This window comes from Bacillus silvicola (assembly GCF_050524305.1).
In the GTDB taxonomy this organism is placed as follows: domain Bacteria; phylum Bacillota; class Bacilli; order Bacillales; family Bacillaceae_G; genus Bacillus_A; species Bacillus_A cereus_AT.
In genome coordinates, this window is sequence record NZ_JBNGVC010000013.1 from 19,207 (window position 1) to 42,700 (window position 23,494).

Genomic DNA, 23,494 nt, shown 5'->3' on the forward strand with positions numbered 1-23,494 from the left:
TCACTCCCTTACTATGCGTTCTAATACCTGTAATGTTTCTTCATAATCCAGAATATTCACCCTCGTATCTTCGATTGATTCATGAAGGAGAAGTTCATGTTCTTTCAATTGTTTTAACTTGAACTCGTAATCCGCCAATTTTCTTTTCTCGACCTTTACTACCTTTTGCAATTCCCCTATCGATCTTTTCAAAACGGCTTCACCTCTTCTTGTTTGCTTGCTTCATACACAGCCATCAACGCTTGTAACCCATATTCATAAGCGATAATGATAGAGGATGCACTTAGATCTTCACTTTGCTTATAGCGTTCTATTAATCCCATTAGAATCTTAATTTCAAATTCAATTTTGTCCTGTAAATTCATTTCACTCACCCGCTATCTTCTTTGTAGAATGAGACTCTACGTATTTTGTGATACAATCTATTTCGTCGTGTATGGAATCACCATCCATGTCGCGGTATTCTTCACCGAAATAGATTTCCTTATTGCAACTTTCACAATGGCCCATAATATTAGTTATCGCTGAGTCATGTGGATTCCCTATAATCATTGGATTTTCAATTATGTTAAATCCCTCCCTGTTATCTATTGATTACTACTTCATATTCCACAGTTTTTCTTACTACTACGCCATCAAAATCAGCAGCAGTTTTCTTTGCCATAGCATAATCAAACTCCATTGCACCGTTAATATTTTTAGACATCATTAACGGGGTGTGGTTCCTAATAAATAGGTTCCCCACCATTACTAAATAAGAAGTTTGTACTTTTAATTGATTATTCATTTTTAACATCCCTCCACATAGAAATGATTGAAGATTCTGCATTCAAAGACTAGTATTCTCCTTGTGCATTTGTTACAATACAATTGAATCATGTATTGTCACGAAAAACCCTTGCTTTCGACCTGTTTAACAGGTCTTTTTTTACGTTTCCCTATACTTTACATCACCAGAAGCTGCTGGTGGTTCCCCTTTAATGTCCTTTTACCCAAGAAAAATGATCTTTGTTTCATCGGTTTATAATCTGGATTGATTTTCAAAAATGCTTCGTTCTTCTTTTTGTTCACTGTGGATTTCCCCATCTCAAATTTCCTTGCAATTTCTCTTGTGGTATATCCCTCACCAATATGCAGAATGATTGACTTTTCTTTTTCTTCCAGCACACTCGTTACTTCTTCAAATTCAATGGATGACATGACGTCTTCTTCCACATTGATAGGAGAAACTGCATAAAATTCATTTACTGTTTCCTCATCTCGATGCAAATCAATCGAATGAATATTGATTTGATTTTTTTCCTCATGACTAACTTTTCTACTTACTTTAAAAGCCGTTCCTTTCATATGCAGCTCATCACTCATGGCCCATTTCATACCTTTCATAACATATGCATTGAAGGTCTCCGCTCTCTCTACATCATGTTTCACACAACAAACCCATAAATGCATACGACCAACTTGAATTAAATCGTCCAACTCCATATTGTTCATTTCTGCAATTTGTGTGGCTCTTGCGATACTTCCAAACCTTTGTTTAATCGCTGCGATTACTAAATGTTGTTTTTCTTCAAACAACTGCTGTGCTGTCATTTTCTTTTACCATCCTTTCTTTAGTTAACTTGCTCGAAAGCATTCAACGTTTTGTTGTTCGATTAAATATTCCGTTAGATTTTCTTTAAGTACGACATCCTGTCCAAACATAAAATACTTATCATCTTGCTTAATTTCACAACCATAGAAATCTTCAATTGGATGATCAGGTTCCTTAGAGCCTGTTTATAGTCTTATAAATATGTTAGGATGTATGCAAAAACAGGAGATGAGTGTGTGTCTTATCCAAGTGATATCAGCCGTGAAAAATTCGAGATCATTCGGGAGGAACTAGAAACGTTTAGCAAACGCACAAGTCCGCGAAAGTATGACCTTTATGATGTGTTCAATGCACTACTCTATGTTCTGAGTACAGGCTGCCAGTGGCGTGCTTTACCAAAAGATTATCCCAAATGGCAAAATGTTTACCGCTACTATGCAAAATGGAGTAAATCCAATGCCGAAGGTAGTAGTCTATTAGAGACCTTATTAAAAAAATTGTTGGGCAAATAAGGGAAGCAGTGAATCGCCCCAAAAGCTCTAGCTTTAATATTGTCGATGCCCAAAGTGTTAAGAATGCAGATACGGCTGAACAAAAAGGTTATGATGGTGGTAAGAAAGTTTCTGGTATTAAACGACATATCAGTGTAGATATTCTTGGATTTCCCCATGCAATCCATGTTACCACTGCCAATGTCACAGATCGAAAAGGCGCACTCGAAATGTACGAGCAATATCCTGAATTGAAAGAAACCATAGAAGCCATCCTCACGGATGGTGGGTACACAGGAGAAAAGTTTCAAAAAGAAATTCAAAAGCTATTGAATGCTGAAGTACAAGTTGCCAAGCGGTCCGAATTGCATCAATTTCAAGTGATCCCTAAAAGATGGATCGTAGAGCGCTCATTTGCTTGGTTAGAAAAATACAGACGATTGTTCAAAAATGTAGAGAGAAAACTAGAAACAAGTAAACAAATGGTTGTCCTAGGATTTCTCGCTATTTTAATAAAAAGATAAGACTATAAACAGGCTCTTAGATTCCTTTTCAGCAATGTCTTCCACAAATATTGCATCAACATTACATAATCCAATGTGGAATGGTACCTTTCCAGTAGCACCTTCATATTCAATTTTCGTTAAAGAACCAAAGCCATTTATAATTGTTTTAAATTGCTCTACTGTAAAACTTGCTTTGACACCTGATTTAAAAACTAATGTTACTTCCTTCAATTAACTCTCTCCAATCTATTATTCTGGTATAATCCTCCATAGGAGGTGATACTGTTGCTAACTTATAAAGAATGGTTATTAAAATTCAAAGGTGTAGATTTTCCTATCGGCGACATAGCAGTCGATGTGGAATTGGATAATAATTTCCCAAATACAAAAGACTATGAGAGCATTCGGGAATATTTAGAAACAAATCCTACATCAGATAGCTTTATGAGAGTTTTCGAATACTCATTTAAAATGTTTTTCGAAAGTACTCAGAAAAAAATTTAATAGTCTTGATACTTTCTACGACCAGTAATTACATTCGCAAGACCATCTTGATAAGGTACATTTCTTTCTTTTAATCTTCGAGATGCTTCGTTCGTTACTGCCGTCAACAGTTCTGAACGTTGTATCTCGTTTACATTGCATTCACTCATACTATTTACCACTGCATATTCAACAGCTTCTTCAAAAGCTTGCTTCAAATTTGTAAATACATCATTTCCATCCTTCAATTAACTCACCTCCCTTCGATCTGAAACCTTGCAGTTCATTTCCCTTAACTGACACTTTGCTTCTAATTCAGTAATAAGTAATGACGCTGGATTATTTCTCATTTCTGCACATTTTCTTACAACCTCTGATGCTTTCATTAATTTACTTGCAGATAATACTCCGTTCATTTTTCTTCACTCTCCTTTAATTTATAGAACAAATATTTATCAACAAATTTCGCAAATATATTAAAAAAATTATTTACTTTCGTTCCCCTTATTTCTTTGATCTATTTTCCTTTGTATAATTAGCTCCCGTGCAGCTGGTATCAACGGTATTAAAAAATTCTTCCATTGTTCTTTTGTCGGTATTACTTTTATTACATATCCGTTTTCATCTCGAATAATTTGTCCTTTCCCCATCCTCTATCACCTCAGTGCATTTATATGTAAGTGGGACAGTAGGACTATCCTTTGAATTCATATTTCTTCTATATACTTAAAATTTTGACATTCCTGATTATTCTTCTTTCAAGAAACTATCCTTTTTAAGTTGTTCGCTCTTTCCATAACCCTATTTTTAACCAGTACGATTTTTTCGTACTTGCTACCAAAAAATATATCCTCATAGGGAACATCAAATAAGTACATATATTTTTTTATTAATTCATCAGGCATGTTAGTAGAGTCTTGTTCGTATAACCACAATGTTTTAGGGGAAACCTCTAGTATATCAGCGAGTTCCGCTTGATTGAATCCTGCACTTTCCCTTAACTCATTTAATGTTCTTTTGAAATATTCCATCGTGTAACCCCCTCCCTTCGAAACTTATTGTATTACTAAATTTAAGTAATATCAATACAAAAGTACGAAAAAAACATACAGAACGTGCACTTTACGAATTATTCGTAATGTGATATATTAAAACCATAATCAATATAGGAGGTGAAAACATGAGTGAATTTCAAAAAGAAATTATAGTGAAGAACATTAAAAAGCTTTTAAAACAACATGATATGACTCAATCAGATTTGGCTAATCAAATAGGTATTGCAAGAAGTACTATGAGTGATTATATGAAGTATAGATCTAAACCAGGTGCAGGTGTTTTAGAGAAAATGGCAGCTGTATTTGGTGTAACAAAAGCTGATATTGATACAACATATAAAAACACTAAAGTTGAACTTATAAATGGGGAGCTTCAACTCGTAACAGAAAAACCTATTGAATATAAAGTAGAAAAAAGTGAAATACCTGTCATTGGTCAAATAGCTGCTGGTACACCCATAGAAGCAGTGCAAGATGTAGTTGACAGGATTACGCCTCCATACCAAACACACAACATCGATGAACTATTTGGTCTCGTTGTGAATGGTGAATCAATGAATAAAATTATTCCAAATGGTCATTATGCCGTACTAAAAAAACAACCAGATGTTGAAAATGGAGAAATAGCCGCTGTGATTGTGAACGGACATTATGCAACTCTGAAAAAAGTGTATAAGTTTACAGACTTAATAATATTGGAACCTTTTTCTCATGATGAAAGTTTCAAGGACCAACAATTCTCACGAGATAATTGCGAGGATATAAAAATAATAGGTAAGTTTTTATACAGTGTGAGTCCAATCATTCAGTAATTAGGCGGTGAAGCAGTGTATGTAGTCGGCAAATGCCGACTGAATGAAATTTTAAAAAAGAAGAAAATAACACAAGTAGATCTAGCATTAAAGTTAGGCATGAAAAAACAACAAGTTCATTCTTATGCAAATAACGATAGGATTATGTCTTATCAAACCGCTAAGAATATTGCTTCTCAACTTAATGTGAATATGGAAGAACTATATGATTTCATTCAGTCGGATGAACAGTGAGAATTTCTCACTGGGGCCCAATAGTCAATCAAATAGTTGACCCATGCATTTGTCTAATCAGTTCCAATAAAACATATGATATAGAAATTTAGTTAAGAAAGGAGTATATGCAAATGAAGTGTGTAATTTATAGACGTGTATCTACTGATATGCAAGTTGAAGAAGGTATTTCATTAGACATGCAGAAATTACGTCTGGAGCAATACGCTAAATCACAAGACTGGGTAGTCATAAATGATTACTGTGATGAAGGATATAGCGCAAAAAATACAGAAAGACCTGCTTTTCAAAAAATGATAAAGGACATGAAAAAACATCAATATGATATTATTCTTGTTTACAGATTAGATCGTTTCACTCGATCTGTGATGGATTTACATGCTCTTCTTAAAACAATGGATGAATACAACGTTAAGTTTAAGAGCAGTACAGAAGTATTCGATACAACAACTGCTACAGGTAGGATGTTTATCACATTGGTCGCGACACTAGCGCAATGGGAACGAGAAACGACAGCAGAACGCGTACGAGATTCCATGCAGAAAAAAGCTGAATTAGGTCTAAGGAATGGCGCAAAGTCACCTATGGGATACAATCAAAAAGGCGGAAATCTATATATAAATCATGAAGAAGCTGAAATTGTAAAATACATATTTGAATCTTATAAAACAAAAGGCGTAATAAGTATTGTAAAATCTTTAAATAGCCGAGGTATTAAAACCAAACAAGGAAAAGCATTTAATTATGATGCAGTACGTTATATTATAAATAACCCTATTTATATCGGTAAAATCCGTTGGGGTGAAGATGTTTTAACAGATATAGCTCAAAAAGATTTCGAAACATTTATCGATAGAGATACATGGTATACGATACAACAAATACAAAACAGTAGAAAAATAGGGAAAGTTAGATTGCAGAATTACTTCGTATTCTCCAATGTTTTAAAATGCGCAAGATGCGGAAAGCACTTCTTAGGTAATAAACAAGTGCGAACTAACGATAGAGTTGTAATGGGTTATCGATGCAGCTCAAGACATCATAAAGGAATGTGTGATATGCCACAAGTTCCAGAAGGTGTGGTCGAAAAAGAATTTTTAAATATATTAGAATCAGTAATTGTTGATCTCGATGATAATATAGAACCACCGATGGAATTAAGTAACTTGCAAGAACAATATAATAAGATTCAAGAGAAAAAGTCACGTTTAAAATATTTATTTATAGAAGGAGATATTCCTAAAAATGAATATAAAAAAGACATGCTAACACTCACACAAGAAGAAACCTTAATACAAAAACAACTTGCCAACAAAGAGGATACAGTTTCTTCATTTGAAATCAAAGAACTATTAAACAAATTGAAAAACGAGTGGGTCCACTTAAATAATGAATCGAAGAAGGCTGCCGTGAATTCATTTGTATCTTCTATGTCAATTGATGTAATAAAACCAGCAAGGGTTGGAAAGAATCCTATTCTACCTATAATTAAGGTAATGGACTTTCAATTAAAATAAACCCAATCTAACTATAATTATTTATTGTAGTTAGATTGGGTTTGATTGACCGAACCAAGGCGATTGAAATGCACTGCCACCTGATTCAATTAATCCGCTTAGCTGCTGTTTATCAAATAGTTCGTGTAAAATTGATCCTTTATCTGTTAATAAATCTTGTAGCCATACTGTGACTGCTTTCGTATAGTGTGGATTATGCGTTTTCGGATATGGACTCTTCTTTCTATATAAGATGTCATTTGGAAGCAATCCTTCTAACGCTTTACGCAATAGACCTTTTTCGCGGTTTTTATACATTTTCATTTCCCAAGGAATATTCCACGCATATTCGACAAGTCGGTGATCAGCAAATGGAACGCGTACTTCTAAGCTTGCACCCATACTCATACGGTCTTTTCTGTCTAATAATGTTGTCATAAACCATACCATATTTAAATAAAATAGTTGCCGTCTCTTCGCTTCTAGTGGGCTTTCTCCCTCTAAAATAGGAACTTCTTGAATAGATTCTTCATAACGCTGCTGTACATATTGTTGTAAATTTAGTTTACTTCTCCATTCTTTCTTTAGAAGTTGTTCACGCGCCTCTGTAGAGCGCATCCATGGGAATGCACTTGATTGTAAATCATCTTCTCTATAAAACCACGGGTACCCCCCAAATATTTCATCTGCACATTCCCCAGATAAACCGACGACAAAATCTTGTTTAATTTCACGACAAAACCATAATAATGACGAATCAATATCTGCCATACCTGGCAAATCACGAACGAGCACTGCTTCTGTTAAATACTGTGCTAGTTGTTCATTTGAAATGACACAACGGTGGTGGATTGTTTGAAATGTCTCAGTCATTAAGTTAATAAATGGAGTATCTGAATTAGGCTGAAATGCATTCGCTTTAAAGTATTTTTCATTATCTTCATAGTCAATAGAATACGTGTGTAATTGACCTTTCCCTGATCTTTCATATTCTTTTGCGGCAATTGCTGTTATAGCACTTGAATCTACACCACCCGATAAAAATGTGCATAACGGTACGTCAGAAACTAATTGTCTCGTAATCGCATCTTGTAATAAAAAACGTGTCTTTTCTACGGTTTCTTCAAATGAATCTTCATGTTTTTTACTTTCCACATTCCAATATCTCCATATGCATAAACCGTCTTTTGAGAAAGTCATCGCATGACCCGGACGCAGTTCTTTAATACCAGCATAAATGCCGTGACCAGGCGTTCGAGATGGTCCAAGACCTAATATTTCTGATAATCCTTCTAACGTTACTTCCGCCTTCACCTCTGGATGCACCAGTATCGCTTTTAACTCTGAACCAAATAATAATCGTCCACTATCATATTTATAAAAAAGCGGCTTTACACCTAATCGATCTCTTGCAATAAACACTTGTTCTTTCTGTTCATCCCATACTGCAAACGCATATATACCGTTTAAATGATCGACACATTCTTCTTTCCATTCGATATAAGAAGCTAATAATACTTCCGTATCAGAATGACCCTTGAATGTGTACCCTCTTCTTAACAGCTCCTTCCGAATGTCTTCTGTATTATACAGTTCGCCGTTATAGCAAATGGCATAATTCGTTTCATCTTTTAAACAAGTCATCGGCTGTTTACCACCTTCAGGATCTACAACGATTAACCGTTTATGCCCAAATGCGACATTTCCTTTTATCCAAACTTTATTATCATCCGGACCACGCTTCGCTAACGTCTCAGCCATCTTCGTAACGACGTCTCTTTCTCCTTCTAATGAGCGTTTATAATCCACCCATCCTGTAATCCCGCACATAAGAATCATCCTTCCTAATCTAATATCTGTTTCTGAACGTGCAGTAATCCCCACCCTATGAGTGCGGATACATAAAAACAACAAACTTGACGATAACTAACTATTCATATATGGAATAGCAGTTTCACAGTGTAAAGCGTGTTTTATTGTATGCCCACCTCTCTTTAGGTGTGTCTAGTTATAAAGGACGTACGAACTGTCCATAACAAGAATAACTATTTCTATAAAAGGAGAAATGAACTATGGTACAACGCAAACATATTTTGTATAACCAGCCGCGCGCTCATACAGTCGGTAATGTAGAATATATAAACAATGAGTGGGTATTCTTTGATGATGAAAATGATGAAGCATTTTTATTAGAAGATATTATCCAAGATGGATTTGAACTTTTGTATAACAACAATTGGCTACCAGCCCGTTTCTATGAACAAGATGTATTACAAATCGCCAACGAACAGCATCATTTGCAAAACGGGGAAATGATACGAATTCGAAAAAAATTACTTCTTAGCTATAATGAATGGCTTGAGGAGTTACCTGACTCTGTCTTTACATTATTAACTGAGGCATTACAATCCCTTCATTACTCTTTATATGATTGCATGTATTGTCATAATTATTTATCCTTCTTGCCAAAAGAAGAAGCATGCGAAGGTGTAAATATTCTTTTATTCGATAATGAAGAGATGATTTGTACACTGCAACACCATTTTGTTCGTCACTCTGCTTCAAATAAAAATATGTTCCGTTTTACGAAAGTAAATGGAGAAGAGTTGCATATCGATGCGACATAAAGTGAAACTTTAATCAGTAGGGGCATCCCCCACTGATTATCAGCCCGCACCAATCGGGTGTTTACGGGATAAAATAAAAACCACCTTATCTCCCAAATATTCGAGAGATAAGGTGGTTTTATTTGTAATTAAAATACTTTCCAACCCATCGGTAATTTCAGTCCAAGATAAAATACTGCTACTAGCGCAACAATAAATAAGCCCCAAACCGCCCCTGTTGGTTTGTTTTTGCTCATTTTTACAAGAACCATTTCCATGCCGCCGATCACTAAAATACCAGCTAGCATTTTCATGCCGTACCACATGTGCATGCTACCTGTTGCCGTCTTCACAATACTCATGTACAACATGAAACCTGTCACAATAATGATAATGTACATAAGGCGAAGCCCCATATGTACACCTTTACCTTTTCTTCCTGCCGAATAAAGTGAATACGCAACGAAGAATAAAATTAACCCTAACGCCCATGCTGTAATATGCATATGTATCATCGTATTCCTGCCTCCTCTTTTTCACACTTTTTCACTCTATATGATAACATGTTCATTTATTTTCAGGAAATGTTTCGCTTTTTTACATTTAAATGCTATAATATTTAGAGTATTTACAAACTTCTTGTAATAACAAAAGGGGGAACAATCATGATTCAAACTAAGGATATTATCGAACTTACAGACACATACGGAGCAAATAACTACCATCCACTTCCAATCGTTATTTCTAAAGCAGAAGGCGTTTGGGTAGAAGATCCTGAAGGAAACCGCTATATGGACTTACTAAGTGCATATTCTGCAGTAAACCAAGGTCATCGTCATCCAAAAATTATTAACGCTTTAATTGACCAAGCTAATCGAGTTACGTTAACTTCTCGTGCTTTCCATAGCGATCAATTAGGTCCTTGGTACGAAAAAGTTGCGAAACTAACAAATAAAAATATGGTACTTCCTATGAATACAGGCGCAGAAGCTGTTGAAACTGCAATTAAAACAGCTCGTCGCTGGGCTTACGATGTGAAAAAGGTAGAGGCAAACCGTGCAGAAATCATCGTTTGTGAAGATAACTTCCACGGACGTACAATGGGTGCTGTTTCTATGTCATCAAACGAAGAGTACAAGCGTGGCTTCGGTCCGATGCTTCCTGGCATTATTGTAATTCCTTACGGTGATTTAGAAGCGTTAAAAGCTGCGATTACACCAAATACAGCTGCATTCATTTTAGAGCCAATCCAAGGTGAAGCAGGAATTAACATTCCACCAGCTGGTTTCTTAAAAGAAGCTTTTGAAGTATGTAAAAAAGAAAACGTTTTATTCGTAGCAGATGAAATCCAAACAGGCTTAGGCCGTACTGGTAAAGTATTTGCTTGCGACTGGGACAATGTAACTCCTGACATGTACATACTTGGTAAAGCACTTGGCGGCGGTGTATTCCCAATCTCTTGTGTTGCAGCAAACAGCGACATTTTAGGCGTATTCGAGCCAGGTTCTCACGGTTCTACATTCGGTGGTAACCCACTTGCATGTGCTGTTTCTATCGCAGCTCTTGAAGTATTAGAAGAAGAAAAATTAACAGAGCGTTCTCTTCAATTAGGAGAAAAACTAGTTGGACAATTAAGAGAAATTGATAACCCAATGATTACTGACATTCGCGGTAAAGGTTTATTCATCGGTATCGAATTAAACGAGCCAGCTCGTCCTTACTGTGAGCAACTAAAAGCAGCTGGTCTATTATGTAAAGAAACACACGAAAACGTAATTCGTATTGCACCACCTCTAGTAATCTCTGAAGAAGATTTAGAGTGGGCATTCCAAAAAATTAAAGCTGTACTATCTTAATCATAGTGGGGTTGTCCTAAAATATAGGACAACCTCTTTCTTTTTTTAGTAATTTACCGTAAAATAAAATTGAATATTCCGTCTTTTTAGAAAAGGGGGTAACTGTATGCTGTTGAAATACGGTAAACATATTAACTATTTAGCTACAATTTTTATTTCTATGACATTCATCGGCTTCATATTATCTACAACGTTACTCAGTCATTATTCAACTCCTAATACATTCACACTACTAAAAACATCATTTTGGACTGCTGTTTTCCTTACAATTATCGGTTTTGGCCGCGAAAGAAGCGCACTTGCAGTTATGCTAATTGGAATTTGCACTTTAGCATTAATCGGATTGTATATTTTTGCCATTTTAAATTACTCTGTTAATCCGCGACCATAGGAAAGAGCTATCTTATGAAAAGATAGCTCTTTTTTTATTTCACAATATTTCTAAGCGTACCAATTCCCTCTACTGTAACAACAACTTCATCACCAGCATGCAAAAACTTCGGTGGTGTAAAACCTTTTCCAACACCAGCTGGTGTCCCTGTTGCAATAATATCTCCTGGCTCTAATGTCATGCCTTTACTTATAGTTGAAATAATTTCTTCTACTGAAAAAATCATTTCTCTCGTATTTGAAGTTTGCCTTACTTCTCCATTTACCACCGTTTCAATGTGTAATTCATTCGGCGTTCTAACCATCGATTTATGAATTAAATACGGTCCCATCGGACAAAATGTATCGAAACTTTTCCCTAGGAAAAATTGTTTATGTTTCCTTTGAATATCCCGAGCAGTTACATCATTTATAACTGTATATCCAAAAACATGGTCAAGAGCTTTTTCTATTTTTATTTGTTTCCCTCGCTTACCAATAACGATTGCTAGCTCCCCTTCATAGTCCAGTTCATTCGTTGCATGAGGGTGACCATTAATTTGCTCATCAATTCCGATCACTGTTGTTGGCGCTTTTGTAAAGATCATTATATTTTCAGGGATAGACTCTACTCCGCCCATTTCCACCGCATGCTCACGATAGTTCTTTCCAACACAAAGAATATTTTTTCTCGGCCTTGGAATCGGTGCTAATATTTTCACTTCTGCTAACGGATAATACGCTGCTTCCGCATTTTCCTTCGCCCAATTTACAATATCGTACACCTTCTCAAGGCATTCACTTCCTCTTTCAATACACTCTAACATAGTAATTGGGATCGTAACCTTTTCCCCTTTTTGTCTTTGCGCTTCTCTTAAATGTAAGACTCTATCTTCCTCTTCATCCACAATACCTACAAATACCTTTTCTTCTTTCTTAGCCGTTACAAAACGCAATATTTCCACTCTCCATCCTAAAACTCATACCCTTTAATTGTATTCGCATCCTTAAGAAAAAAACCTTCTTATGCACGCTAATTTTTACAATATTCAACCATTATTATATTTGTTCCACATCGTCATTTGACATAAAATGTAGAAATTATACTTTTTTTAGCGAAGATGTTTCTTTTTTATGGGATTTTTGTATAATATGTACTACATATATACATAAAATTTATTGAGAGATGGAGCCGATTTCAATGTTTGAGCAAGCTATCGAAAAAAAACGCGAAAAAATGATCTATTTTGCTGAACGCTACGGAATGACTTCTCAAAAAACAGTGGATTGTAGCCAGGAACTGGACAGGCTCTTAAATGTTGTTTGGCCTATACACACAGATTGCACACACACTCAAATGTTCGAAACACATACGCAATAACGTATGTGTTTCTTTTATTTCAAAAAAGGACACATTTTATTGAAAACGCCCATACAATAGTAGAAAAGAAAATTTTAAAAATGAAAGGTGTTTTATATGCCAGCTATGGTCGGACATATTCGTATCGTTAATATTGGTTCAAGTGGGATTTTTCATATTGGAGATGTATTTGCGATTAGACCTATTAGTTATTCACGTGCTTTTGCCGGGGCCGGCTCCTTTAATGTTGGAGATAATGTCTCTGTCTACAATTATCAAAGTTCAACAACTGTAAATGATTCAGATGTAATCGATCAAGCGATAATTGGTTCAACTTAAAGGAGGCGATTACATTGAATTTTTATGTAAACCAAAGCATCATCATCAACAGTATTAAAATCGATAGCATTACGACATCTTCTGTATTTCAAATTGGTACTGCCGGAAGTATTAAAGCTCTATCTAAATTTTCAAATAGCGGTGGATTTACAGCACCTCTTCGCCCTTTGAATGCGAAAGGACAAATTATTTCCATAAAGCCTTTCAGCTAGTTCTTCTTAGGCCATCCTTATCATAAATATATAGCAGTAATATACCCTCCCTATTGAAAAGGAGGTATCACAAAATGAATCAAGATATATATACTTACTTACACCAACTTCAGCAAGCTCTTCAAACACAACAAGCAACCATCCTTAACCTAGAAGATCAAGTCCGCCTATTACAAGAAGAGCTTAATGAATTAAAAAATCGCCCCTCCTCTTCTATAGGAAAAGTGGAATACAAATTCGATCAATTAAAAGTAGAAAATTTAAACGGCACTTTAAATATTGGTTTAAATCCATTTGCGACAAAAGGGCAGCAAATTGAAGATTTTCAAGTGGATACAGAAACGTTGAAAGTAAACCCTGAAACAGAACCAAATCCAGACTTCTATCAAGGTGTCCTTCAAGAAATGCATCGCTATTTAGATGAAGAAGCATATAATCGAATCCTCCATTTTGAACAAGAAGAGAGAACACCGCTTGATGAGATGTATCGGCAAATGATGGTGGATGACATAAAAAAACAGATGGAACATAGACTTCCGTATTATTTATCACAAGTTCAATCTTATGAGGGTGTTTCAACAGATCCCAATTATTTACGAGACGTCATTATTCAAGCAATGAAACAAGATATTGACAAAGCCTTTCTTTCCTTTATTCAACACATACCGGGCAATTTCCGAAAGGAGTAAGTATGTATGAATTTAAATGTTGTAAACCGCGAGTTAAAAGTAGGGCAGATTAAAATGAACGGGGTTTCTTCTTCTGCATTATTTTTAATTGGAGATGCAAACCTTCTCATCCTTTCTTCTATTCTTGATACGCCATTCGAATCTGTTACAGAGGGGCCATTTGTACCATTAGTAACAGATGTCCCTCCAACTCCAGGCTAAGGAGACCAAACTTATGTTACATCATGTTTCCGTCGTCCAAAATGTTTCTATTATTTCTTTAGGGATTACCGCAGTACTTCAAGTTGGTGATGCAAATCAAATGGAATTAAAAAGTAGGGCACTTTTAGTTCATCGGGAAATTCCTTGTTATTTAAAAGGAGAAGGTCGCTTAGATGCTTTTGAAGTTTTCACAGATGAGTACATTACTATTCCAAAGCGAACAACAGATGTAAAAGTAAATATTATAAATGAATGCCCTTTTATTGAAGTAAACAATGTTGAATTGCGAACACTTTTAAATTCTGGTTGCTTTCAAATTGGAAATGTCGATTATGCTTTTAATAACTCTCGTATTATGCAAATCCGCCAATACATTAGTGATGAACCTTCCGCTCAATAATTCATATAGTAATTAAAAAGCTTAGTAAAGTAGGTGGATAGCATGCCTTCTGTTGTAGGAAATCTCGTCGTTCAAAACAGTAATGGCTCTTTCAATTTAGGGGATTTTTATAATGTATCTCCGAAAGAAAATACGAAAGCTTATAACGGGTCTGGGGCTTCCAATGTCGGATTTGTCGTTAATACTTTTAGCGGAGTTAGTGCAACAAATACATTTGATTCGGACGTTGCAGACCAAGATCAAATTGCAACAGCGTAAAAAAGAAACAGCTTTTAGCTCTATTTTGTGTAGAGCTAGGGCTGTTTCTTCTATTTTTAGCATCTTACATATTTACGTTTGAATCCGAGTCTTCCTCGATCAAGTTCTTTATGAATACTTTCGTAAGCATTTAGAAAACTGCTTTTCTTGTTGTCCCGTTTTAGCTCCACTATGCCTACTTCCTTTGCAATTTCAACTGCCTTTTCATGTAGCGGCACATATGAAATCCCCACGGTGTTTAGAAAATTATTCATAGCGGATTTCGTACGTTCTGGCGCATCATGAATTGTATTTTTTACAACTTCTAGCATATTGGCAATCTTACTTTCGGAAAATTCATGGTCTTTTCGATTCCCTAAAAGCCAGCAGTAGCAACTCCACCCCGCTGACATTCTTAATTCGTCACCACTTGCAATCCATTTATCAGCCACGTCTTGTGCAAACTCTGATTCTGATAAAGTTACTGCCACCACATAATCGGATAGCATATAAAAGTACGCCCCATCCATCCAACGATCAAAATCCGATTCGTTCATAGTTTTTGGATCTGCAATAATGCCTGCAAAGTACATCGCATCATAGTTACCTGTAGCATAAAGCTCTTCAGCTAAACTTTGATTGATTTTTATTTTCTTCGCGATTGGTTTCATAGCACCTGTAGCTACTCCAAAAAGTGGCTCCTTTGCACCATTGGATATGTATATTTTTTTAGTCCGTTCCTTGCCGAGAGTTTCAAGCTCTTGCATTACTGTTTCGAAATCCATAGTATTGCACTTCCTTTCTTACTATTATAATCAATTCACTTATATTCTTTATCAAGTTCTCTACACTTCATAAATTCATCTGTTAAAGCGTTTTGTCCATCGATTTAAGATTTTCAAAATGAGATTTCGTTATATACGTTTATCCAGCTAATTAATACCGATTATATAAACTAATCATTAGTTAAGATGCTACTCCTCACTAATGATTAGTTTTTCTTTATTTAAATGATAATCCCTTATCTGCTAAAGCCGCTCTCAATTTAGGTAAAGATGCTGGTCCTATACCGTGCAGTTTCAAAATTTCTTTTTCACTGTACTTTGAAAGTTCTTCTTCAGTGTGAATTCCATAGTGTTCTAACGCTCGCCTTGCTGGTGCTGAAAAAAGAGAAAGAAAGCCTTCTTTCGGCTTTCTCTCTTTCTCACAGGTTGGGCAAGTTGGACAATCGCTATTTTTATAATACTCGTGTCCTTGATCACAAGTTCTTAACGTCGCCATACTCCATAACCTCTTTCTAAGCTCTATTCCTCAACCTTTACAACATGATTCCCATCAAAGAAGTATAAACACTTCTCTTTCACAGGATGTTTTAAGCTTTTCTCGAGTGCTTTTGCATATAGTGAAAGCTGTACTTTGTATCGGTCTTCTAAAATTGGTTTCGCTTGATCAAATCCGCCTGGAAACTTTCCTTCAATCGTATCTGTTTTAAAGTCGATTAATGTAATTCCGTCTTCCTCTTCGATCATACAGTCGATAACCCCTTGGACAAGTATTGATTCGCCTTTCTTCCCTTGCCAATCTTGATACGCTTCTTCTGCTGAAAGCATCATCGTAAATGGTACTTCACGCTCAACACTTTTTGCTGCTACTACTCTTTTACCTAAACCACTATCAAAGAATGAAATGACTTTTTCAATCGCTATTTCTTCAGCTTGTTCAAATGTTAATAGTTCTTTATTTACCATTCTTGCAATTTGTTCTTGAAGAACTTCAATCGTAATTGGTTTCTTCAAATCTACATGCTGCATAACGGCATGGACTGCTGTCCCTCGCTCTGCGTACGTTAGTCCTTTTTTCTCCATAAAGCGCGGACGTGTTTTAATTGGTGCACGAAGTTTTTTAATAAAGGCATTATCGCTACCTTCTTCAGATTGATAATTTCTCTTTATTTCTGTAACAGATTGTTTCGCACGGTGCGATGTCGCGTCCTCATACCCGTATTCCCACATTAATCTATCGTACACTTCTTCTTTCCGTTCACTTTCTAGCGGAACAGCCTTTTTCTCACGAAGCGCTTCTAACAATTCTTGTTTCTCTTCTTGAACTGGTTCTGGTGCAAGTAAATCTTTTCCATCAACAACTTCTACTTTCCAGCTAGTGTCATACTCATAAATGTCGACTGGAATATTTCCTTGTCCTAATTCAAGAAGCATTTCACTATCACGATGTCTATATAATGAAGGTGCAATCCAGTCTAAATAGCAAGACGCTCCGGCACGTATATGATCTGGTAATAACCATTCACTATGCTCCCGCGCATCGAGCCATTTTTCCATTTCCTTATTGGCATCCTTAACTGTTCCGATTAAAATTAGCTTCTCTTTTGCACGCGTTAACGCTACGTATAATACGCGCATTTCTTCCGCAATTAATTCCATTTTCATTTTACGCTTAATCGCTAGTTGTGATAATGTCGTATATTTAATTCGTTTACGAGGATCGATAAATTGTGAACCGAAACCGAAATCTTTATGAAGTAAGAAGCGTTTCATTAAATCTTGTGTATTAAAACGGCGACCAAGTCCAGCTACAAATACGACTGGGAACTCTAGCCCTTTACTTTTATGAATCGTCATAATACGAACAACGTCTTCTTGTTCTCCAAGAGCTCTCGCCGTTCCCATATCATCTCCGCGTTCTAAAATACGCTCAATAAAACGTAAGAAGCGGAATAATCCTCTAAACGATGTTGCTTCATATTGTCTCGCGCGGTCATATAGTACGCGTAAGTTTGCCTGTCTTTGCTTTCCGGCTGGTAAACCGCCGACAAAGTCGTAATAGCCTGTCTCACCGTACACTTTCCAAATTAAATCGGAAAGTGATTGTTGACGCGCAAATTCACGCCACCCTTGCAGTAAGTTATAAAACCACTCTAATTTATCATGCAGTTCTTGTTCTTCTTCAAGCGGTGCTCCTTTTAAGAATGAACTCATCACTTCATAAAATGAACCTTTCTTTCCATGAGCACGAAGCGTTGCAAGTTCTTCGTCATTTAGTCCAACGATCGGTGAACGAAGTACAGCTGCAAGCGGAATATCTTGCATCGGATTATCGATAACGCGGAATACGTTCATCATAATATTTACTTCTGTCGCTTCAAAGTAACCAGTCGCAAGGTCAGCATATACCGGAATTCCTTGCAGCTTTAACTCTTCCATAATTTGCGGCGCCCACGGCATGGAGCGAAGTAAAATAACGAAATCACGGTATTGTACTTGGCGCATACTATCAGTTTTACGATCATACACTTCATAACCTGAATCGACCATTGCTTTAATACGCTGCGCCATAAGACGAGCTTCAAGCTGTGCTTTTTCTACTTCTGCACCTTCTTCACCGTCTAGCACTTCTTCTTCTGTTTGCTGAATGCATAGTAATTCAGCCGCTACATCTTCACCTTCTGGATAGCTAGCACCTAGCTTTAATTCAGCGTCAGCATCATAGTCGATTTCTCCGACTTCTTCGCCCATAATTTGTTTGAAGATAAAGTTCGTACCTGCTAACACTTCATGACGGCTACGGAAGTTTTTCGCTAAGTCAATCTTCATTCCACCGCCCGATCCTTCTTGTGTGAATCGTTTGTATTTCCCTAAAAACAGTCCTGGTTCTGCTAGTCGGAAACGATAAATTGACTGCTTCACGTCACCTACCATGAACAAGTTTCCTTCACTCTCAGAGTCTTTCGTTACGAATTTAATAATGGATTCTTGTACGAAATTCGTATCTTGATATTCATCGACTAGTACTTCAGCGAATTTATTACGATATTGCAGCGCTACTGCTGAAGGCTTCATTTCACCGTCTTCACTTTGCTCGCTTAAAATTTGTAAACAGAAATGCTCTAAATCTGTGAAATCAACCATTCCTTTATCACGCTTAATCGCTTGGAAACGCTCTGTAAATACTTTTACAAGCTTCACGAGTTTTTCTAATACAGGATGCATATCTTGAAAATCTCGTAAGAAACTTTCAGGTCTGCGGCTAAATAGTTCTTCTTGTAATTTCTTTACTTCATCTTTCGCTTTATTACGAAGAGAATCTACTTGTTTTACAACATCTTCGTTGTAATCACTTTTCTTAATACGCTTTAGCGTTTGCCACGATACGTTTTGCATCGCTTCATAAACGCTTGTCCACGACCCACGAGCTGCTGAGGATAACATTCCAAGTAAAGCTAAATCCGCTTGTAACGTTTCAACGCGAGGCGCCGGACCGTCAGGAAGCATTGCGAGTTCAGTCGCTTTACGAATATGCTGTTCCGCTGTTTCCAGCTGGAATTTCACATCTTCTAATAAGTAAGAAGCGTACACTAAATCTTCAATCGTCTTTCCTTCAACATCGTATGCTTCTACTAATTTATCAAGCCATTTTTCCGGGTTTGGATGCGCTCTTGATTCTGTATGAAGCGCTAAAATCATTCGTTGTAGGTCATCGTCACTACGGTCACTCGTATAACGATCAACTAATTCAAAGAAAATACTATTATCTTCGATTCCATACTCTTCTTCTAATATGTCATCTAGCACTTCTTCTTTTAACAATTCATTTTCTGTTTGGTTCGCAATACGGAAACGAGGATCGACATCAAGCATGTAGTAGTATCCTCTAATCACTTGTAAACAAAATGAATGGATTGTTGAAATGGAAGCTTTATTTAATAAGCTAAGCTGCTTTCTTATATGCTGTGAACCTGGCCCATCAATTAATACTTTTTCTAACGCTTCTCCAATTCGATTTTTCATTTCTTGCGCCGCTGCATTCGTAAATGTTACAACGAGCAGGCGGTCGACATCGACTGGATTTTCCTCACTTATAATCTTTTTAATAATACGTTCAACTAATACTGCTGTTTTCCCAGATCCAGCTGCTGCTGCGACTAAAATATCACGTCCATTCGCTACAACCGCTTTCCACTGGTCATCTGTCCATTGACTACCTTCTGGTTTTTCAGGCCAATTTTCTATCATTCTTCGCCAACCTCCTCTCTAATTTTCTCCATTGCTTCGCTATCTTTCATATCTTTTAACGTACGGAATTGGTTATCTTCAAGTGATTCATCAAACTGACAAACAGATTTAAAGTTACAGAACGTACAAGCCGCTTTATTCCCCTTTTTGTAAGGAGCAATATCGATAACACCTTCTGTGATGTCTTTTCCGATATTTTCAAACGAGTGGTGTACATATTTTTGAAGTACATTAAACTCTTGTTCACTTGCAATGCTAGAACGCGCACTAAAACTACCATCTTTTTTCAGACCAGCAGAAATAATATCAGAGCTTCCTGTTGAAAGTTTATTATCCATTAAACGAACAACATCAGCATCTCCTAGTACGAGCCCTTTCATTTTAAATTTCTTTAAAATTTCTTTCTCAATTTCTTCTTCAGATGCATCGCCTTTCATCTCAACAATCGGGTTATGAATATGGAAATACAATACACCCGCCGGTGATGCAGTGCCGCCCTTTTTCATCCACGTATGTGCATTTGAAGTAACAACATCCAAATACGTTAACATTTGAAGCGCTAGTCCGTAATACACTTCTGTTAAATCTAACGCTTTCGAACTTGATTTATAGTCAATAATACGAAGGAACGTACCACTCTCATCTTCTGCCTTATCAACACGGTCAATACGGCCCACTACTTCCATCTTCACACCATTTGGCAACGCAAATTCCATTGGCGGAAGAGATCCAGTCCCGCCCATACCAAACGGTACTTCTAAATCAACTGGTACAAAACCGCTAGACTTCGCATGTTCACGAAGAATGAGTGATGTACGGAATATGATTTGTTGTAGTTTTTGTTTTAAATAGAAATGACGGTTTGAACTTAATAAAATTTGTCTTTGTAATAATGGTGCAATTTCTTCTATTACTAAAGTAGAAAGATGCTCACACTCTTTTATTGATAAATCTGCCCAAGTACGGTTTTCACGTAATAACCTGTCTGCAATTCTTTTCAGCGCTGCATGGAATAGTTCACCGATATCTGGCGCATCAAGTTTGAAAATATCACGCTCTCTTAGCGATAAACCGTGCTGTGCGAAATGAGCGTACGCACAACGGTTAAATAATTCCATACGAGAAACGCTTCCCTTAATTGTATCTCCGTATAAATCTCTACTTACCGCTGTACTTAGTTTCTGTGCACGATTTCGGTAGAATAAACTTGATAACACGCGGCTACTTTTTTGTTTCCATTCATCTGAAGTAACGTAGAAATTATATACATCCCACCAAAAGTCTAAATTACCTTCAAATCCGTATTGCTTCCATGTTTGCAGCTGCTGCATGACATAAGACAATGTCACTTCTGGCGTTGCTACGTATGAAATTTGTTCCGAACGTGATAAGTCATTTACGTCATTTGTAATAAATGATTCTTTCACATCAGGGAACATTCTTTTTATTTTTTTAATAAAACTAGAAGCAAGTAACGTCTTCCCTTCTTCATCTGCAAGCGGGCATGAAATGTATAATTTCTCAGATGCTCTCGTTACCATTTGATACATAACAAACTGTTCTTCTAATAAAGTTTGTCTCGTCGTTGGCGCTAATTCAATTCCTGCCGCGCCAAGAACTTCTCTTTCCTCATCAGACAGCATCCCTTCATCCATAGGTGCTGCTGGAATAACGCCTTCATTCACTCCAATAACGAATGTCGCTTTAATATTTGATAATCTAGAACGATCAATATTAGCAATTAACACTTGATCTAGTGACGGCGGAATGTTCGCAAATTGAAGCGCCTCAAGACCTGTCGACATAACGTCCGTGAACATAGATAGTGACATCTTCTCCTCACCAAGCATCTCTACAAACGTATCAAGAAGGCTCATCACTTCTTCCCATACTTGCTCATGGTCTGTCGCAAATAAGAAATCTCCACTTTCTTCTGCACGAACACGTAATTCTTCTAGTTTTTTCGGAACGTCAAGCTCCTCTAAAAATAAATATACCGCTTCGCACATTTGCATAACTGTTCCAGCACGCTTCAGCCTTTTTTGCATACGAATAACTGGCGTTCTTACAACGTCACGAAGTTGATTTATTTTCTCTTCCATTTCACGCTCACTGTCTGTTATCATTTCGCTCGCATCATCAAGAGAACGATAGCGGCGATACATCCACGGATCTTCTGAAGTCCATCTCTTCCCTTGTACACCGTACGCTAAACAGTAGTTTTCAAACTCATCCATCTCTTCGCGCATCGCTTCTTTTCTTACATCTAATGGATATAAAAGCTCTGTTTTCACGCAGCGGAATACTGCATCATAACGCCAATTCCCGCTAATAATCTCGAGTGCAGAACGAATACATTCTACTAGCGGATGATGTGACATTGGGCGTTTTTCATCGATGAAATGCGGGATATTATAATCTGTAAATAACGTTCGCATTACGTCGTAATAACTTTCTCCGTTACGAAGAAGGACTGCGATATCTCGGTAACGATAGTCTTCATCCGCCACAAGTCTTCTAATTTCACGAGCAACACCTTCTACTTCAGCTCGTAAATTAGCTGCTGTACTAATCGTTACACTTGCTTCACCGTTAAATTTTTCATTCGGACGCGCTTCATAATGGGCTTCTAAATGAGCTAATGCCGGAGAATGAAAACGCGGCTGCTCCATCAACGGAATTGTTTTTTCAATTTCTATTTTCTCTTCACGAGCTACTTGCTTTATTCGTTCATACGTTAACGTCGTTTCATAAAATAAATCTAGTTCATTCACTGGCTGCGCTAACGTTTTTTCATCTATTGTCAATGTGATTGTGATTCTAGTTCCTAATCTCATTAGCCCTCTAACAATTTCTAGCTCTTGAGGGGAAAATGAATGGAATCCATCTATATAAATTTCCGCGCCTTTTACATATTCAGATTCTGAAAGCTTCTCAATTAATAATTGTAAGTAATCTTCTGAATCTAAATACTTTCCGATTAAAGCACGTTCAAAATCATCATATAATAACTGTAAATCATACACTTTATTCGCTAGCAGCTTTTGCTCTGCACTACTGCTATGCGCATCTAATTGTTGCCACATTTCATATACGTTAGATGGCGTCACATTGTAACGTTTAAACTCCGCAATCATACTACCAAGATGTTCAAAGAAACCGTTTTGCTCCGCTGCTTTTTGGAACACCGATAATCCATCTTTACGGGACTCTACAATTTTACGAAGTAACATATGCACGCCCGCTTCATCAATATGAAGACGACTCGCTCCGCCAACTTCTTGCAGCACCTTCCACGCTAATCGCGAAAAACTAAAAACTTGTGCCCGAATAGAACCTCTTACCTCTTCACTCCCAATTAACGCCTGTTGCGTTTGGAATGTCATCTGTTCTGGCACAAGATATAATATTGTTTTCCCTCTTGGGCGCTGCTTTAACTCTTCTTGCACTTCGTGTAAACAAAGTGTACTTTTTCCACTTCCAGCTCTACCAATCACAAATCGAAGTGACATGTAATCCCACCT

At 36.8% G+C, this 23,494-nt stretch carries 30 protein-coding genes and 2 pseudogenes; 15 read left to right on the forward strand and 17 right to left on the reverse strand.

The window, feature by feature from the left end; translation table 11 throughout:
* The 5 genes and pseudogenes from ACP6L7_RS22150 to ACP6L7_RS22170 all read right to left on the reverse strand — a co-directional run.
* The gene (locus ACP6L7_RS22150; RefSeq protein ID WP_430529432.1) at window positions 1-192 is read right to left on the reverse strand and encodes a hypothetical protein; all 192 of its coding nucleotides are present in this window, start codon (window positions 190-192) and stop codon (window positions 1-3) included.
* Window positions 189-365: a hypothetical protein gene (locus tag ACP6L7_RS22155; RefSeq protein WP_430529433.1), complete on the reverse strand. Its 177-nt coding sequence runs from the start codon at window positions 363-365 to the stop codon at window positions 189-191. The genes ACP6L7_RS22150 and ACP6L7_RS22155 overlap by 4 nt, the downstream gene beginning before the upstream one ends.
* A 218-nt stretch (window positions 366-583) precedes the next feature.
* The gene (locus ACP6L7_RS22160) at window positions 584-829 is read right to left on the reverse strand and encodes a hypothetical protein (RefSeq protein WP_430529434.1); all 246 of its coding nucleotides are present in this window, start codon (window positions 827-829) and stop codon (window positions 584-586) included.
* Between the two features lie 116 nt (window positions 830-945).
* Complete coding sequence (locus ACP6L7_RS22165; protein ID WP_430529435.1) at window positions 946-1,593, reverse strand: sigma-70 family RNA polymerase sigma factor; 648 nt, start codon at window positions 1,591-1,593, stop codon at window positions 946-948.
* 24 nt (window positions 1,594-1,617) lie between these two features.
* Window positions 1,618-1,770 (reverse strand): annotated as a pseudogene (locus ACP6L7_RS22170) (YqaI family protein); the annotation flags it as partial.
* Window positions 1,771-1,803: 33 nt separating this feature from the next.
* On the opposite strand from ACP6L7_RS22170, the gene ACP6L7_RS22175 reads away from it, so the two are divergent.
* Window positions 1,804-2,609 (forward strand): IS5 family transposase gene (locus ACP6L7_RS22175; protein WP_430529436.1). Its coding sequence is split into 2 segments (ribosomal slippage): window positions 1,804-2,092 and window positions 2,092-2,609, totalling 807 coding nucleotides; the frame shifts between segments, so codons are not numbered across the junction.
* A gap of 18 nt (window positions 2,610-2,627) precedes the next feature.
* On the opposite strand, the pseudogene ACP6L7_RS22180 reads toward ACP6L7_RS22175, so the two are convergent.
* A pseudogene (locus tag ACP6L7_RS22180) lies at window positions 2,628-2,822 on the reverse strand (hypothetical protein); the annotation flags it as partial.
* A 45-nt stretch (window positions 2,823-2,867) separates the two neighbouring features.
* Here ACP6L7_RS22180 and ACP6L7_RS22185 point away from each other — a divergent pair.
* Window positions 2,868-3,095: a YozE family protein gene (locus ACP6L7_RS22185; protein ID WP_430529437.1), complete on the forward strand. Its 228-nt coding sequence runs from the start codon at window positions 2,868-2,870 to the stop codon at window positions 3,093-3,095.
* Here the strand turns inward: ACP6L7_RS22185 and ACP6L7_RS22190 are convergent.
* From ACP6L7_RS22190 to ACP6L7_RS22205, 4 genes are all read right to left on the reverse strand, one after another.
* Window positions 3,092-3,322, reverse strand: coding sequence for a hypothetical protein (locus ACP6L7_RS22190; RefSeq protein WP_242136684.1), 231 nt, complete (start codon window positions 3,320-3,322; stop codon window positions 3,092-3,094). The two genes, ACP6L7_RS22185 and ACP6L7_RS22190, sit on opposite strands and share 4 nt — an antisense overlap.
* Window positions 3,323-3,490, reverse strand: coding sequence for a hypothetical protein (locus ACP6L7_RS22195; protein ID WP_430529438.1), 168 nt, complete (start codon window positions 3,488-3,490; stop codon window positions 3,323-3,325). It abuts the gene before it with no gap.
* Window positions 3,491-3,559: 69 nt separating this feature from the next.
* The gene (locus tag ACP6L7_RS22200) at window positions 3,560-3,724 is read right to left on the reverse strand and encodes a hypothetical protein (RefSeq protein ID WP_430529439.1); all 165 of its coding nucleotides are present in this window, start codon (window positions 3,722-3,724) and stop codon (window positions 3,560-3,562) included.
* A 108-nt stretch (window positions 3,725-3,832) separates the two neighbouring features.
* Window positions 3,833-4,105, reverse strand: coding sequence for a helix-turn-helix transcriptional regulator (locus ACP6L7_RS22205; protein ID WP_430529440.1), 273 nt, complete (start codon window positions 4,103-4,105; stop codon window positions 3,833-3,835).
* 149 nt (window positions 4,106-4,254) lie between these two features.
* Here ACP6L7_RS22205 and ACP6L7_RS22210 point away from each other — a divergent pair, with 149 nt between their 5' ends.
* The 3 genes from ACP6L7_RS22210 to ACP6L7_RS22220 all read left to right on the forward strand — a co-directional run bounded on the left by ACP6L7_RS22210 (window position 4,255) and on the right by ACP6L7_RS22220 (window position 6,692).
* Complete coding sequence (locus ACP6L7_RS22210) at window positions 4,255-4,941, forward strand: LexA family protein (RefSeq protein WP_430529441.1); 687 nt, start codon at window positions 4,255-4,257, stop codon at window positions 4,939-4,941.
* A gap of 15 nt (window positions 4,942-4,956) precedes the next feature.
* On the forward strand, window positions 4,957-5,175 hold the full coding sequence (locus ACP6L7_RS22215; RefSeq protein ID WP_430529442.1) for a helix-turn-helix domain-containing protein: 219 nt from the start codon (window positions 4,957-4,959) through the stop codon (window positions 5,173-5,175).
* Between the two features lie 113 nt (window positions 5,176-5,288).
* On the forward strand, window positions 5,289-6,692 hold the full coding sequence (locus tag ACP6L7_RS22220; protein WP_430529443.1) for a recombinase family protein: 1,404 nt from the start codon (window positions 5,289-5,291) through the stop codon (window positions 6,690-6,692).
* A 30-nt stretch (window positions 6,693-6,722) separates the two neighbouring features.
* Here ACP6L7_RS22220 and asnB read toward each other — a convergent pair whose 3' ends face one another.
* Window positions 6,723-8,501 carry an asparagine synthase (glutamine-hydrolyzing) gene (gene asnB / locus ACP6L7_RS22225; RefSeq protein WP_430529444.1) on the reverse strand — a complete coding sequence of 593 codons (1,779 nt, stop codon included), beginning with the start codon at window positions 8,499-8,501 and terminating at the stop codon, window positions 6,723-6,725.
* 242 nt (window positions 8,502-8,743) lie between these two features.
* Between asnB and ACP6L7_RS22230 the strand changes: the two genes are divergently transcribed.
* Window positions 8,744-9,298, forward strand: a complete 555-nt coding sequence (locus ACP6L7_RS22230) for a DUF2777 domain-containing protein (protein WP_097830006.1) — start codon at window positions 8,744-8,746, stop codon at window positions 9,296-9,298.
* Between the two features lie 128 nt (window positions 9,299-9,426).
* Here the strand turns inward: ACP6L7_RS22230 and ACP6L7_RS22235 are convergent, their stop codons facing one another.
* Entirely contained in the window at window positions 9,427-9,792 is a 366-nt protein-coding gene (locus tag ACP6L7_RS22235) for a YisL family protein (protein ID WP_097830005.1), read from the reverse strand.
* Between the two features lie 150 nt (window positions 9,793-9,942).
* Here ACP6L7_RS22235 and rocD point away from each other — a divergent pair, with 150 nt between their 5' ends.
* Together rocD and ACP6L7_RS22245 are read left to right on the forward strand one after the other, a co-directional pair.
* A complete protein-coding gene (gene rocD, locus ACP6L7_RS22240; protein WP_097830004.1) occupies window positions 9,943-11,133 on the forward strand; it encodes an ornithine aminotransferase in 1,191 nt (396 codons plus the stop codon).
* A 106-nt stretch (window positions 11,134-11,239) separates the two neighbouring features.
* Window positions 11,240-11,524, forward strand: coding sequence for a hypothetical protein (locus ACP6L7_RS22245; protein WP_097830003.1), 285 nt, complete (start codon window positions 11,240-11,242; stop codon window positions 11,522-11,524).
* A 34-nt stretch (window positions 11,525-11,558) separates the two neighbouring features.
* On the opposite strand, the gene ACP6L7_RS22250 is transcribed toward ACP6L7_RS22245, so the two are convergent.
* Window positions 11,559-12,458 carry a fumarylacetoacetate hydrolase family protein gene (locus ACP6L7_RS22250; protein WP_170961003.1) on the reverse strand — a complete coding sequence of 300 codons (900 nt, stop codon included), beginning with the start codon at window positions 12,456-12,458 and terminating at the stop codon, window positions 11,559-11,561.
* A 245-nt stretch (window positions 12,459-12,703) separates the two neighbouring features.
* Between ACP6L7_RS22250 and ACP6L7_RS22255 the strand changes: the two genes are divergently transcribed.
* From ACP6L7_RS22255 to gerPF, 7 genes are all read left to right on the forward strand, one after another.
* Window positions 12,704-12,883, forward strand: a complete 180-nt coding sequence (locus tag ACP6L7_RS22255; protein WP_002087032.1) for an aspartyl-phosphate phosphatase Spo0E family protein — start codon at window positions 12,704-12,706, stop codon at window positions 12,881-12,883.
* Between the two features lie 96 nt (window positions 12,884-12,979).
* On the forward strand, window positions 12,980-13,201 hold the full coding sequence (gene gerPA / locus ACP6L7_RS22260) for a spore germination protein GerPA (protein ID WP_001111191.1): 222 nt from the start codon (window positions 12,980-12,982) through the stop codon (window positions 13,199-13,201).
* 14 nt (window positions 13,202-13,215) lie between these two features.
* Window positions 13,216-13,413 (forward strand): spore germination protein GerPB, encoded by a 198-nt coding sequence (gerPB, locus tag ACP6L7_RS22265; RefSeq protein WP_097830001.1) that lies wholly within the window; start codon window positions 13,216-13,218, stop codon window positions 13,411-13,413.
* A gap of 74 nt (window positions 13,414-13,487) precedes the next feature.
* Window positions 13,488-14,102 carry a spore germination protein GerPC gene (gene gerPC / locus ACP6L7_RS22270; RefSeq protein ID WP_097830000.1) on the forward strand — a complete coding sequence of 205 codons (615 nt, stop codon included), beginning with the start codon at window positions 13,488-13,490 and terminating at the stop codon, window positions 14,100-14,102.
* 6 nt (window positions 14,103-14,108) lie between these two features.
* The gene (gene gerPD, locus ACP6L7_RS22275) at window positions 14,109-14,303 is read left to right on the forward strand and encodes a spore germination protein GerPD (RefSeq protein ID WP_001052805.1); all 195 of its coding nucleotides are present in this window, start codon (window positions 14,109-14,111) and stop codon (window positions 14,301-14,303) included.
* A 13-nt stretch (window positions 14,304-14,316) separates the two neighbouring features.
* Entirely contained in the window at window positions 14,317-14,703 is a 387-nt protein-coding gene (locus ACP6L7_RS22280) for a spore germination protein GerPE (protein WP_097829999.1), read from the forward strand.
* A 42-nt stretch (window positions 14,704-14,745) separates the two neighbouring features.
* The gene (gerPF, locus tag ACP6L7_RS22285) at window positions 14,746-14,961 is read left to right on the forward strand and encodes a spore germination protein GerPF (protein ID WP_002170786.1); all 216 of its coding nucleotides are present in this window, start codon (window positions 14,746-14,748) and stop codon (window positions 14,959-14,961) included.
* A gap of 56 nt (window positions 14,962-15,017) precedes the next feature.
* Here the strand turns inward: gerPF and ACP6L7_RS22290 are convergent, their stop codons facing one another.
* The 4 genes from ACP6L7_RS22290 to addB form a co-directional block, all read right to left on the reverse strand.
* Window positions 15,018-15,725, reverse strand: a complete 708-nt coding sequence (locus ACP6L7_RS22290; protein ID WP_097829998.1) for a DNA alkylation repair protein — start codon at window positions 15,723-15,725, stop codon at window positions 15,018-15,020.
* A 217-nt stretch (window positions 15,726-15,942) separates the two neighbouring features.
* Window positions 15,943-16,221, reverse strand: a complete 279-nt coding sequence (locus ACP6L7_RS22295) for an RNA polymerase alpha subunit C-terminal domain-containing protein (protein ID WP_097829997.1) — start codon at window positions 16,219-16,221, stop codon at window positions 15,943-15,945.
* Window positions 16,222-16,244: 23 nt separating this feature from the next.
* Complete coding sequence (addA, locus tag ACP6L7_RS22300; RefSeq protein ID WP_097829996.1) at window positions 16,245-19,970, reverse strand: helicase-exonuclease AddAB subunit AddA; 3,726 nt, start codon at window positions 19,968-19,970, stop codon at window positions 16,245-16,247.
* Window positions 19,967-23,482, reverse strand: a complete 3,516-nt coding sequence (gene addB, locus ACP6L7_RS22305; RefSeq protein WP_097829995.1) for a helicase-exonuclease AddAB subunit AddB — start codon at window positions 23,480-23,482, stop codon at window positions 19,967-19,969. Before addB ends, addA begins: the two co-directional genes overlap by 4 nt.
* Window positions 23,483-23,494 lie beyond the last annotated feature (12 nt).

Coding starts and splice junctions, on each gene's coding strand:
- ACP6L7_RS22210 (WP_430529441.1), top strand. CDS start 4,255: ATGAGTGAATTTCAAAAAGAAATTATAGTGAAGAACATTAAAAAGCTT.
- addA (WP_097829996.1), bottom strand. CDS start 19,970: ATGATAGAAAATTGGCCTGAAAAACCAGAAGGTAGTCAATGGACAGAT.
- ACP6L7_RS22290 (WP_097829998.1), bottom strand. CDS start 15,725: ATGGATTTCGAAACAGTAATGCAAGAGCTTGAAACTCTCGGCAAGGAA.
- ACP6L7_RS22200 (WP_430529439.1), bottom strand. CDS start 3,724: ATGGGGAAAGGACAAATTATTCGAGATGAAAACGGATATGTAATAAAA.
- gerPD (WP_001052805.1), top strand. CDS start 14,109: ATGAATTTAAATGTTGTAAACCGCGAGTTAAAAGTAGGGCAGATTAAA.
- ACP6L7_RS22165 (WP_430529435.1), bottom strand. CDS start 1,593: ATGACAGCACAGCAGTTGTTTGAAGAAAAACAACATTTAGTAATCGCA.
- addB (WP_097829995.1), bottom strand. CDS start 23,482: ATGTCACTTCGATTTGTGATTGGTAGAGCTGGAAGTGGAAAAAGTACA.
- ACP6L7_RS22245 (WP_097830003.1), top strand. CDS start 11,240: ATGCTGTTGAAATACGGTAAACATATTAACTATTTAGCTACAATTTTT.
- ACP6L7_RS22205 (WP_430529440.1), bottom strand. CDS start 4,105: ATGGAATATTTCAAAAGAACATTAAATGAGTTAAGGGAAAGTGCAGGA.
- gerPF (WP_002170786.1), top strand. CDS start 14,746: ATGCCTTCTGTTGTAGGAAATCTCGTCGTTCAAAACAGTAATGGCTCT.
- ACP6L7_RS22255 (WP_002087032.1), top strand. CDS start 12,704: ATGTTTGAGCAAGCTATCGAAAAAAAACGCGAAAAAATGATCTATTTT.
- gerPA (WP_001111191.1), top strand. CDS start 12,980: ATGCCAGCTATGGTCGGACATATTCGTATCGTTAATATTGGTTCAAGT.
- asnB (WP_430529444.1), bottom strand. CDS start 8,501: ATGTGCGGGATTACAGGATGGGTGGATTATAAACGCTCATTAGAAGGA.
- ACP6L7_RS22280 (WP_097829999.1), top strand. CDS start 14,317: ATGTTACATCATGTTTCCGTCGTCCAAAATGTTTCTATTATTTCTTTA.
- ACP6L7_RS22295 (WP_097829997.1), bottom strand. CDS start 16,221: ATGGCGACGTTAAGAACTTGTGATCAAGGACACGAGTATTATAAAAAT.
- ACP6L7_RS22230 (WP_097830006.1), top strand. CDS start 8,744: ATGGTACAACGCAAACATATTTTGTATAACCAGCCGCGCGCTCATACA.
- rocD (WP_097830004.1), top strand. CDS start 9,943: ATGATTCAAACTAAGGATATTATCGAACTTACAGACACATACGGAGCA.
- ACP6L7_RS22160 (WP_430529434.1), bottom strand. CDS start 829: ATGCAGAATCTTCAATCATTTCTATGTGGAGGGATGTTAAAAATGAAT.
- ACP6L7_RS22155 (WP_430529433.1), bottom strand. CDS start 365: ATGAATTTACAGGACAAAATTGAATTTGAAATTAAGATTCTAATGGGA.
- ACP6L7_RS22220 (WP_430529443.1), top strand. CDS start 5,289: ATGAAGTGTGTAATTTATAGACGTGTATCTACTGATATGCAAGTTGAA.
- ACP6L7_RS22235 (WP_097830005.1), bottom strand. CDS start 9,792: ATGATACATATGCATATTACAGCATGGGCGTTAGGGTTAATTTTATTC.
- ACP6L7_RS22195 (WP_430529438.1), bottom strand. CDS start 3,490: ATGAACGGAGTATTATCTGCAAGTAAATTAATGAAAGCATCAGAGGTT.
- gerPC (WP_097830000.1), top strand. CDS start 13,488: ATGAATCAAGATATATATACTTACTTACACCAACTTCAGCAAGCTCTT.